The organism is Pantoea sp. ME81 (assembly GCF_903970985.1).
Taxonomy (GTDB): domain Bacteria; phylum Pseudomonadota; class Gammaproteobacteria; order Enterobacterales; family Enterobacteriaceae; genus Pantoea; species Pantoea communis.
Genome location: NZ_CAJCKS010000160.1, coordinates 1 through 10,989 on the forward strand (window position 1 = coordinate 1; position 10,989 = coordinate 10,989).

The 10,989-nt window shown below is 54.1% G+C and carries 13 protein-coding genes; 3 read left to right on the forward strand and 10 right to left on the reverse strand.

The window, feature by feature from the left end:
* Window positions 1–200 (forward strand): hypothetical protein (locus tag H7A81_RS21750; RefSeq protein WP_182058695.1); only part of this gene is annotated, 200 nt, incomplete at its 5' end.
* Window positions 201–328: 128 nt separating this feature from the next.
* Complete coding sequence (locus H7A81_RS21755) at window positions 329–1,048, forward strand: dienelactone hydrolase family protein (RefSeq protein ID WP_182058696.1); 720 nt, start codon at window positions 329–331, stop codon at window positions 1,046–1,048.
* A 46-nt stretch (window positions 1,049–1,094) separates the two neighbouring features.
* Here H7A81_RS21755 and H7A81_RS21760 read toward each other — a convergent pair whose 3' ends face one another.
* From H7A81_RS21760 to H7A81_RS21780, 5 genes are all read right to left on the reverse strand, one after another.
* Window positions 1,095–2,234 carry an alpha-hydroxy acid oxidase gene (locus tag H7A81_RS21760; RefSeq protein WP_255479017.1) on the reverse strand — a complete coding sequence of 380 codons (1,140 nt, stop codon included), beginning with the start codon at window positions 2,232–2,234 and terminating at the stop codon, window positions 1,095–1,097.
* A 78-nt stretch (window positions 2,235–2,312) separates the two neighbouring features.
* Entirely contained in the window at window positions 2,313–3,563 is a 1,251-nt protein-coding gene (locus H7A81_RS21765) for an NAD(P)/FAD-dependent oxidoreductase (protein WP_182058698.1), read from the reverse strand.
* A gap of 124 nt (window positions 3,564–3,687) precedes the next feature.
* Entirely contained in the window at window positions 3,688–4,506 is an 819-nt protein-coding gene (locus H7A81_RS21770) for an ABC transporter permease (RefSeq protein WP_058961378.1), read from the reverse strand.
* 1 nt (window position 4,507) lies between these two features.
* Entirely contained in the window at window positions 4,508–5,362 is an 855-nt protein-coding gene (locus tag H7A81_RS21775; RefSeq protein ID WP_182058699.1) for an ABC transporter permease, read from the reverse strand.
* Window positions 5,363–5,426: 64 nt separating this feature from the next.
* Window positions 5,427–6,458, reverse strand: coding sequence for an ABC transporter substrate-binding protein (locus tag H7A81_RS21780; protein WP_058961376.1), 1,032 nt, complete (start codon window positions 6,456–6,458; stop codon window positions 5,427–5,429).
* 344 nt (window positions 6,459–6,802) lie between these two features.
* On the opposite strand from H7A81_RS21780, the gene H7A81_RS21785 reads away from it, so the two are divergent.
* Window positions 6,803–7,765 carry a LysR family transcriptional regulator gene (locus tag H7A81_RS21785; protein ID WP_182058700.1) on the forward strand — a complete coding sequence of 321 codons (963 nt, stop codon included), beginning with the start codon at window positions 6,803–6,805 and terminating at the stop codon, window positions 7,763–7,765.
* A gap of 6 nt (window positions 7,766–7,771) precedes the next feature.
* Here the strand turns inward: H7A81_RS21785 and H7A81_RS21790 are convergent, their stop codons facing one another.
* The 5 genes from H7A81_RS21790 to H7A81_RS21810 form a co-directional block, all read right to left on the reverse strand.
* Window positions 7,772–8,701, reverse strand: coding sequence for a glyoxylate/hydroxypyruvate reductase A (locus H7A81_RS21790; protein WP_182058701.1), 930 nt, complete (start codon window positions 8,699–8,701; stop codon window positions 7,772–7,774).
* Window positions 8,698–9,147 (reverse strand): type II 3-dehydroquinate dehydratase, encoded by a 450-nt coding sequence (locus H7A81_RS21795; RefSeq protein ID WP_045815582.1) that lies wholly within the window; start codon window positions 9,145–9,147, stop codon window positions 8,698–8,700. The genes H7A81_RS21790 and H7A81_RS21795 overlap by 4 nt, the downstream gene beginning before the upstream one ends.
* Window positions 9,148–9,159: 12 nt before the next feature.
* Window positions 9,160–9,774: a glutathione S-transferase N-terminal domain-containing protein gene (locus H7A81_RS21800; protein WP_166934647.1), complete on the reverse strand. Its 615-nt coding sequence runs from the start codon at window positions 9,772–9,774 to the stop codon at window positions 9,160–9,162.
* A complete protein-coding gene (locus H7A81_RS21805) occupies window positions 9,771–10,766 on the reverse strand; it encodes an NAD(P)H-quinone oxidoreductase (protein ID WP_182058702.1) in 996 nt (331 codons plus the stop codon). Before H7A81_RS21805 ends, H7A81_RS21800 begins: the two co-directional genes overlap by 4 nt.
* 3 nt (window positions 10,767–10,769) lie before the next feature.
* Window positions 10,770–10,989, reverse strand: a 220-nt coding sequence (locus H7A81_RS21810) for a TOBE domain-containing protein (RefSeq protein ID WP_182058703.1), incomplete at its 5' end; no start/stop codon positions are given.

Sequence of the window (10,989 nt, forward strand, 5' to 3'; positions counted from 1 at the left end):
CAAAAGCGCGGCCCCAGGATGCTACCAGAGTTCAGCGCCAGCTGGCTCTTCAACTGATCATTGTTTCCTCACTGCTGCTGGCAGGGCTTAACAACGGTACGCCCTGGATCATGGTGAGCATTATGACGGTATTCACCCTGCTCAGTTTTCTTAGCACGCTTGGCGGAGGAAAAGCCCAGCCAAAAATGGCAGAAATTTAATGCTGAAGTGAAATATTAAATATGACATTAGACATTTGGTGCGGTGAGTCCAGCATGCAATTGCTAAATCTAAAATAGTCGGTAACGTCGTGGCTTCATCTGCTAATAAAAATAAGCGAGCTTAATTAATGAGCAATATCCAGTCTTCATTCCTTTCTTACACCGTGGACAACGAGACATTTGAAGGTTATTTAGTTTATCAGGCTGATAATAACCCTGCTCAACCGGGCATTGTTATTGCGCCCAACTGGATGGGGGCTACCGCGGATGCTGCTGAACAAGCCAAAGCCATTGCTGCCCACGGCTATGTGGTGCTGGTGGCTGACCTGTACGGTCAGGGTCAACGCCCCACTAACGGCGAAGAAGCGGGTGCGATGATGATGGCAGTGAAAGACACCCCCGCCGAAGTGGCGCGCATGCAGGCGGCGCTCAGCGCATTGCGCACGCAAACTACGGCTCCCGTTAATGCGGATAAGGTAGCGGCTATCGGTTTCTGCTTCGGCGGCCACTGCGTGCTGGAGCTGGCACGCAGCGGCGCGGATATCAAAGCGGCCGCCTCTTTCCACGGCACTCTGGATACCCAGGGCGCTTATGACAGTCATACTATTCAGGCTTCACTGCTGGTGCTGGATGGCGCGGCCGATCCCCTGGTGCCGCGCGAGCAGTTAGCCGCCTTCGCCAATGAGATGAACAGCAAGGGCGTTGACTGGCAGCTGGTGAGCTTTGCCGGTGCGGTGCACTCCTTCACCGATCCGAAAGCCGATAATGCTGGCGTGTCGCAGTATCATCCGGAAGTGACGCAGCGTGCCTTCAAACGCCTGTATCAATTGCTGGATGAAGTGTTTTAATGACGCGGCGGGAGGATGACTAGCCTCCCGCTATTTCCCCCGTCTTTCAGCGCACGCGTAAAATCCCGCCATCAATATCCGCTACACCGGTTTTGCCGCAAAACGCCATCGACAGATCAAACTCGTTACGGATGATGCTTAGCGCTGTGGTCACCCCTTCTTCACCTAGCGCCCCCAATCCATACAGCATACTGCGCCCGATATAAGTGCCTTTGGCGCCTAACGCTATGGCTTTTAATACATCCTGCCCGGAACGAATGCCGCCATCAAAATGCACTTCTATTCGATCGCCGACCGCCGCCACAATTTCCGGCAGCAGTGTAATTGACGAAGACACGCCGTCCAGCTGACGCCCACCATGGTTGGAAACAATCAACGCATCGGCACCCGCTTCGATCGCCAGTTGCGCGTCAGTGGCATCCATTATGCCCTTCACAATCAACTTGCCGCCCCAGTGCCGTTTAATCCATTCGATATCTTTCCAGGAGAGCCGCGGGTCATACTGCTGTGCCGTCCACTCCACCATCGAGTCAATGTTATCCACACCGCTTACATGCCCGATGATATTGCCAAAATTACGATGTCTGGTATTCAACATCTGCCAGCACCAGCGCGGTTTAGTGGCAATATTGAGCACATTGCGCAGGGTCATTTTGGGCGGCGTGGAAAGGCCATTCTTAATGTCTTTATGGCGCTGACCAAAGACCTGCAAGTCCATGGTCACCACCAACGCGCTGCAGTTAGCTGCTTTAGCGCGATCGATCAGATTTGCCACAAACTGCCGGTCACGTAATACATACAGCTGAAACCAAAATGGATGTCCCTGCGTGGCCTGCGACACAGCTTCCAGCGAACAGATGCTCATGGAAGAGAGCGTGAAAGGAATGCCGAATTTTTTGGCTGCGCGTGCCGCATGAATTTCACCATCGGGATGGATCATGCCGGTCAGCCCGGTGGGGGCAATCGCCACCGGCATCGCGACCTCGTGCCCCATCATTCGGCTTGCCGTGCTGCGTTCCGCAATATCCACCGCGACACGCTGACGAAATTCGATGCGGCGTAGATCAGCTTCGTTGGCGCGATAGCTATATTCCGTCCAGGAACCTGCATCGACATAGTCATAAAACATCTTTGGCACGCGTTTACGTGCCAGTTGCCGTAATTCTTCAATACAGGTAATGGTCACTTTTCCACCTGATAAAAAAGCGGCTAAACAAAATAACATTTAGCCGCCTGCGATCACGCAAATACACACACAGATAACTTACGATTTCTCGTAGTCGGTATAGGCATTCTGTAGCACGATATGATCGGCAATATATTTTGCATCATGCCACACGCCATAAATAAAGGAGGAGGCGCGATTCACCAGATTCGGTAAACCAAGGAAATAAATACCCCGCTCCGCAGAAATACCACGCTTATGGAAAGGCACGCCTTTCTCATCAAATGCATCCGCCTGCAACCAGCTAAAATCAAATTTAAACCCTGTCGCCCAGATAATAGAGGTGATACCGGCCTCGGCCAGGTTTAATTGTGTTAAAGGATTAATCAGGCATTCTGGATCGGATAATAACGCCCAGGCCTGTGGCTCCAGCGGCAGATCCAGACCATTACGCTCGATATAAGCATCGGCATCACGTAGTACGTCGAAATAAGCTTTATCACCTTCTGCAATATTCTCAGCCAGGCCATCAGCAAAGCTCAACACGCCGTTATCCCATTGCTGAGTAATACCCACCAGGGTAATGCCCATATGAGCCAGACGACGAAAATCAACCGTTTTACCGCCTTCATAGCCGCTCACGGCAAAGGCAACGTGCTGTTTTTTCGGCTTGATTTTCACTTCATCCCACAAGCCTAAAGCACCCAGCCACCAGCAGTAATCTCGGTCACGATAAGAGCGTGGTGGTCGATAATGTTCGCCGACCGACAGATAGACTTTGCGGCCCGTTTTACCCAGCTCTTCCGCGATTTGTGAGCCTGACGCGCCCGCGCCCACCACCAGCACGCCGCCTTCTGGCAACTGCTGCGGGTTCTTATAGGAAGAGGAATGAATCTGATGCAGGTTGGCACTGTCCGGCACGATTTGCGGGAATGAAGGCTTCTGGAACGGCCCTGTTGCCGCCACCACATTATCTGCTTCAAATTCTCCCATAGAGGTCAGCACTTTGAAGCCGCTACGTCCCGGCAGACGTTCAACCTGATGCACTTCAACGCCAGTGCGCACCGGCGCATTGAGCATTTTGGCATAATCTTCGAAATATTGAGCCATGCGCTCTTTAGGAGGAAAAGCTTCCTGAGAAATATTATCGAATTTCATTGAAGGAAAACGATCGTGCCAGGCGGGGCCATTGGCGACCAGTGAATCCCAACGCTCTGAACGCCAGCGCTCTGCAATGCGGTTACGCTCAAATACAATATGCGGGACACCCATCAATGAAAGATGTTCACTCATTGCAATGCCCGCCTGACCTGCACCGACAATTACGGTATTAATTTTTTCTACTGACATGTGGAATCCCTAGATAGATTTTAACGCGATGGGTTATTCATCATCGTAATCATTGTTCGTGTTAACGCTAAGCAAGCATTTTTAATTCAGCGCTTCGGTAAAACCAAAGCGCACAGGTTCATGATTAGTGGCGGGCTTCAACGTTTAATATCTTCCCAAGGCCCAAAAACTTATTCGCAATAATCAGCATGGCTGCCGTTACCGCAATATAAATCACTGACAGCGCGGCCAGCGTTGGGTCGGCAAATTCACGCACATAGTTGTACATGGCGACCGGCAAGGTCTGTGTTGCCTGGGTGGTAATAAACAGCGACGCGGTAAATTCATTAAAAGAGAGAATCGCAGCAAACATCCAGCCACCAAACAGGCCCGGTAAAATCAACGGCACCGTAATGGTCCACACGACCCGCAGTGGCGAAGCACCCAGACTGGCTGCCGCCATTTCAATACGCTGTTCGAGGTTCTTGAGCGAAACGTAGACGCTGCGCAATACAAATGGCAGCACCAGCACAATATGGCAGAAAATCACCAGCGGATAGCCGCGCCCGAGGCCCAGCTGTGAGACCAGCATCAGCAGTCCTAAACCGATAGTGAAATGCGGGATAAACAGTGGCGACAGTAAAATGCCTTCCAGTACGCGCTTACACGGAAAGGAATAGCGCTCAATGGCAATCGCCAGCGTTGCACCAATGATCACTGCCAGCGAAGATGCCCACGCGGTGACGATCAGTCCGGAATAAAAGCCGTGACGAAAATCATCGTAATTCACCGCACGCTCGAACCAGCGCAGCGACCAGCCTTTGGGCGGGAAAAACAGGACCGCAGTGCTGCTGAACGAAGAGATAAACACCACAATGGTGGGCAGCATGACAAAAATGAGGATGGCGGCCACCAGCAAACGTCCGGCCAGCGTCACCAGTTTATCGTTCATCGAACGGGTCATATTAATGTTCTCCCATAGCGTGCAGGAAGCGGGTCAGGCGTTTCAATGCCATCAGCAGCAGGATGGTCAGAATCAAGCCGGCAATACTCAGCGCGGCGGCAAACGGGAAGTTCATTGACGAGAAACCAAGCTGATACACCATGGTTGCCACGGTGCTTACGCGTCCGCCACCAATCAACTGAGGCGTGGCGAAAGCACTAAAGGTCCAGGCAAATGCCGTGGTCAGACTGGCCACGATACCTGGGATCGATAGTGGAATCGTCACCGTCAATAAGGTACGAACGGGTCCGGCACCGAGACTGGTTGCCGCTTTTTCATAGTCAGGGTTAATATGCGACAGCGCCGTGGCCAGCATCAGCACCATGATCGGCATGGTGACGTGCACCAGTGCTACCACCACGCCGCTCTGGGTGAACATAAACTGAATCGGTTTTGAGATGATGCCGAGCGCCAGCAGCAGGCTGTTCAGGAAGCCACTGTTTCCCAACACGATAATCCACGAGTAGGTACGCACCACTTCACCGAGAAACAGCGGCGTAATCGCGATAATCAGAATCGTCGATTTGATCCAGGTGGTGCGCGTGCGCACCAGCGCATAGGCCAATGGGTAACTCATCAGCAGGCCAAAGATGGCAGTTTTGGCACTTAACATCACCGTGTTAATAAAAGCATCGGCGTAAATGCTTTTCAGCAGTCCGTTAAAGTTAGCCAGGGTAAATCCGCCCACGTCGAGCGAACCGGGAATATAAGCCCGCACGCTAAACTGCATCACCGCGAACATGGCCACAACCAGTCCGAATGCTGTCAGTGTGGCGGGAATAATGAACCAGGGTAAGAATGTCGGTTTTCTCGTCATAGACGTTGCTGCCTGAATAAAGTATTGCTTGTGGGCGCCCTGGAGGCCGCCCGTGATGAACGAATCAATGAGACATGATGTTTTCAGAGAACCACTGACGCCATTCGGCCGTTTTCTCGGCACGCAATTGCGGATCGGTGTTGATGGTGGCATTCCACTGCGCAGGCGTGGTCAACATGCCAGGCAGTTTCGCCAGTTCTGGATCGATATGCGCGTTGGTCACCGTTGGGCTGCCGCGATAGATCTTCGCCACCTGCTCCTGAATTTCCGGTTTCAGCGCGATATTCATAAACTTGTAGGCCAGATCCGCGTGTTTGGTCCCTTTGTTGATGCCCACGGTATCCACACCCAAAATGGCACCCTCTTTTGGTATTGCCAGTTTGATGTTCACCCCTTCGGCCATCATGCTGTAGGCATTCATCGACAGCATCACCTGCACAGGTGTTTCACCGGTGGAGATCAACTGCTGGCTGTTGGCGTCATCGGTATAGAAGGATTTGATGTTCGGGATCAGCGCTTTCATCTTCGCTTCGCCCTGCTGCCAGTGTGCGGCATCAGCACCGGAGAGTTTGGCGGAAACGGCAATGATATGGCTTGGGTCCCAATCTGGCAGGGCCAGCGTGCCCTTCAGCTCTGGTTTCCACAGGTCATTCCAGCTGGTGAAGGTTTCACCTTTCGGTACCAGATCCGGGCGATAGCCGATGGTATAGACATAGCCCCACACGCCAAGGTGATACGGGCTGACCTTCGCCTGCTCAACCAGATTCACCGCGTTAGGAATTTTGCTCATATCGAGCTTTTCAAACAGGCCGCTGTTGGCATACAGATAGCCGACGTGCGCGGTGGTAAAGGTCACATCCGTCTCCGGAGTGCCACCCGCCAGCTTGGCTTTGTTCAAACGATCAATGGTGCCGCCGGTGACAAACTGCACCTCGACGCCGGTTTCTTTGGTGAACTCTTTGGCGATGGTTTCATCAATCAGGTCTTTAAAGCTGCCGCCCCAGGTGCTGACAATCAGCTTGTCGGCGGCCATTGCATTACCTGCAGTTAATACACTCGTCGTCAGCAACGTTAAGGCAAAAATCTTACGCAACATATTCTCGTCCCCAATGAATGAAATGGCTGTAACAGCAATGTGAAACGCGATGCACCAAAACAGTGCTATCGGACTCTTCTGGTGTTGCTGGGATAATGCCGTCGCGAGGTGATTCGGTAAAACAGCCTTTTCCTCGCCCTTGCATCAGAATTTCTGAGGCTAAAAAGGACGCTGCTTTACAACGGATTTTCTTAACCAGTGATGAGGCAGAAGCGAATGGGCGTGACAGAGCGGTCAGGCGATTATGCTGTTAACCGGCCTCTGGCATGATTAATGCAGGGTCATCGGGACTATTAGAATGACTGGCGCGACATGATCGCGTCGGCGATCCCAGGAGAATCTGCATGCTCAGTCGCATCACCCAGCGTCAGCTGGAATACTTTGTCGCGTCCGGTGAGGCCGGAAGCATTATTGGTGCCTCGGAACGTATTCACGTTTCATCACCGTCGATTTCCGCAGCTATTACACATATTGAATCTGAGCTGGGGGTGCAGCTGTTTGTCCGCCACCATGCTCAGGGCGTCTCCCTGACGGCTATTGGTCATCAAGTGTTAAAAGAGGCCAAGCTGATTCTGGATCAGATGAACAATCTCTATACCATCGCCTCTGAGTCACTCAACAACGTGCGTGGTCCGCTGCGTGTGGGCTGTCTGGATACGCTGGCACCGATGCTGACGCCGGAACTGGTGTTTGGCTTTGGTCGCGCATTTCCTGGCGTACGTATCACCCTCGTCGAAGGCAACCACGAGCAATTGCTGAAGCAATTACGCTTGGCAGATATCGACATCGCCCTCACTTATGATTTAGTGCCGGCCAATGACGTGGCGTTTAAATCCCTGGCGCAGTTGCCGCCGTATGTGATGGTGGGCGAACATCATCCATTGGCGACACAATCGGCGGTAACCATTCAGGACCTGGCAACGATGCCGATGGTGTTGCTGGATATGCCATGGAGCCGCGAATATTTCCTCGGCCTGTTCAGTGAAGCGGGTGTGGCGCCAAATGTGGTGATGCGCTCGAGCAATATGGAAGTGGTACGCGCCATGGTGGCCAACGGCGTCGGATTTGGCATTGCCAACGTGCGCCCGAAAGCGCACCTGTCACAGGATGGCAAACGACTGATCCGGGTGCGCCTTGCGGGGGTGAACAAGCCGATGCAACTCGGCTATGCCACCATGGCTAACACCCAGCAATCCATGGTGGTGAACGCCTTTGCCGAACGTTGCCAGATGTTCATCTCCGATCAATACATTCCGGGCATGGCAGCCCCGAGCTATTTCGACCCGCAAGTGGTGCGCGTGGCCTGAACCCGCTTAGTATCCGCGTTCCGGGAACACCTGATTGGATACCGCTTCCCCGCGCGCGGCGCGCTGAATATTTTCAGCAACCTGTAACGCTGCGCTGGCGGGAATGGCGACCGAGGCCAGATGGGGGGTGATTAACACATTCTCCATACGCCACAACGGATCTTCCGGCGGCAACGGTTCGCGGTCAAACACATCCAGCGTAGCTTCGGCAATATCTCCCAATTGTAGCGCGCAGGTCAGCGCAGCCTGATCTACAATCGCGCCGCGTGACACATTGATAAAGGCCGCCCCCTTTGGCAGTTGCGCCAGCCGTTGTTGGCTGAGCAAACCGGTGGTACTCGGCGTTAATGGCAACATCACGACCAAAATGTCGCTCTGACTGAGGAAATCATCCAGCGATGCCAGCCCGCTGCTGCATTCAATACCGGCAATGGTTTTTTGTGAGCGTGACCAGCCGCGCACAGCAAACCCCTGCCGTGCTAATTCCTGCGCCGCAAAAGCCCCCAACTCTCCCAAACCCATCACGCCAACCCGTACGCTTGATGGCACCCGAGGATGAAGGTAGTGCCAGCGCCGCTCGCGTTGCGCCCGTTCAAATGCCGGGATGTCGCGCGCGTAGCGCAGCACCGCGAACAGCACATAGCCAGCCATCATCCTGGCCATATCAGGATCGGACAGGCGGATAATCGGGATATCCGGCAGGTCATCGCGACCTACCAGCGAATCAACACCCGCACCGAGATTCACCAACAGCTTGAGATTGCGGTACGGGGCAAAAAAACCGTGCGGCGGTTTCCACGCCAGCGCGAAATGCACGTCATTGGCGTCCAGAACCTCCTCTGCTCGGCAAATTGTGACACCGGGGAGATGTGGGGCCAGCAGTGCTGACCACTCGGAGTAACTGTCAAACTCGCTGTAAAACACTAGAGTTGTCATGCCACATCCGCCTTAATTAGCGTAACCACCGCATCAATGGCCAGTTCGTAGCCCAACACGCCGAGTCCAGCTATCACACCGGTTGCCGCTTTGGACACCATGGAGTGATGGCGAAACGGCTCGCGCTTCCAGATGTTACTCATGTGCGCTTCGATGATCGGGCCATCAAACATCAGCAATGCATCCAGAATTGGCACTGAGCTGTAGGTCAAACCGGCGGCATTGATGATCAGCCCAGCGGCGTTTTGTCGCGCTTCCTGAATCCAGTCGACCAGTACGCCCTCATGGTTACTTTGACGAAAGTGCAATACCACGCCATGTGATGCTGCGCGGCGCTGGCAACGTTCACCGATGCTGACAAAACTCTCGCTGCCGTAGGTGCCGTTTTTATCCAGGCCGTACAAATTGGCATTGGGTCCATTCAGAAAATAGATTTGCTGTGACATGAAAACTCCTGATTAAACGTGCGGACGCGTTGCGGCCATTGCCGGATGAGCATCAAAACGGGCGAACCATGCGGCAGTCAGCGGATAGCTATCACGCCAGTTAAGCGTCGCGAAACGAAAATCGAGATAGCCCAGTGCACAGCCAATCGCAATCAAACCAATATCATCAGGCTGCTGGCTGAATTGCGAAACCTGTCGTTCGATTTCTGCCAGAGCGGCGGTGACTTTTTTTAACTGCGCGTCGGCCCAGTTTTGCCACTGTTTCTCTTCCGGACGCGCGCTAAATTCATAGCGTGCCAATAAAGCGGCATCGATTAAGCCATCGCCTAATGCCTGTCGTGTCAGGCTTTGCCAGCGTGCATCCCCGGTTGCGGGGAACAGCGTGCCTTGTGACAGCGTGTTCAGATATTCACAAATGACGCGGCTGTCATAGAGACACAGCCCATGATGGGTTCGCAATGCGGGCACTTTCGCCAGAGGATTAAACGCCGCGATCCGTTCATCCCGTTCGACAGGATGTGCCGCCGAATCCAGCCACGCGATCGCGTCAGCTAACCCCAGCACCTGCGCACAGACCATGACTTTACGTACATACGCCGAGGTGCTGGCGTAGAAGAGTTGCATCATGACGCCACCTGCAGCAGAACTTTGCCAATGTTGGCGTTGGCTTCAAGAATGCGATGGGCGTCGGCGGCCTGTGCCAGCGGTAGTGTCGTATGAATGATCGGGGAAATCTTTCCGCTCGCCATCAGTGGCAACAGGTGTTTGCTGATGTTCTGCGCCAGCCGTGCTTTCTCTGCGGCGCTTTTGGGACGCAAGGTGGATGACGTCAGGCTTAACCCTTTGCGCATCACCAGTTGTAAATCGAGTTCAATTTTCGCCCCCTGCATAAACGACAAACTCACGTGGCGTCCGCCGGGTGCCAGAGCGCTGAGGTTGCGCGCCACGTAGTCGCCGCCCACGTTATCCAGTACCACATCCACACCGCGGCCCTGGGTTTCATCCTCAATAACGGAAACAAAGTCTTCGTGATGTCGGTCAATGGCACGACAAACACCGAGTTGCTGTAGCGCGGCGATTTTATCGGCACCGCCTGCGGTGGCGAATACCTTTGCTCCGCACGCCTGAGCGCATTGAATCGCAAAGGTCCCGACGCCGCTGGCAGCACCATGGATCAATACGGTTTCACCCGGCTGCAGACGGCCCAGCTCGAACAGGTTGTGCCAGACGGTAAACGCGGCTTCCGGCACGCCAGCGGCATGATCCAGCGGCAAGGTATGCGGGACGATCAGGCAGAGTTCGGCACGCGCGACACAATAGTCGGCATATCCGCCACCGTTGAGTAACGCCATGACGGCGCACCCGATCGCCGGGTATTCGACCCCCGCGCCGAGTGCGACCACGGTGCCTGAGACTTCCAGCCCGAGAATATCGGTGGTGCCTGGCGGTAGCGGCATACCGTTACGCTGCATAATATCCGGGCGATTAACGCCGGCACAGCTGACGCGAATCAACACTTCTCCAGCCGCCGGTTGTGGCACAGGACGGCTGACTGATGCCAGTACTTCAGGACCGCCGGGCTGGCGTGCTATTACGGCGTTCATCATTTCAGGTAACATCGATTATCCTTGCTTCGCCGCGCTAAACGCACAAACACCTTCATCATCAACGCTCACGCCCACCACACTGCCTACCGGCCAGCGCGTCAGGGATTCGAGTCCCGATTGGCGCGCAAATAATGCCGCGCTGCCCAGTGCTGGTGCATCAAGATGCACATCCACATGATCGCCCTGGAATACATGGGTAATCACTGTGGCACTGAACAGGGAGTGTGGGCTTAGG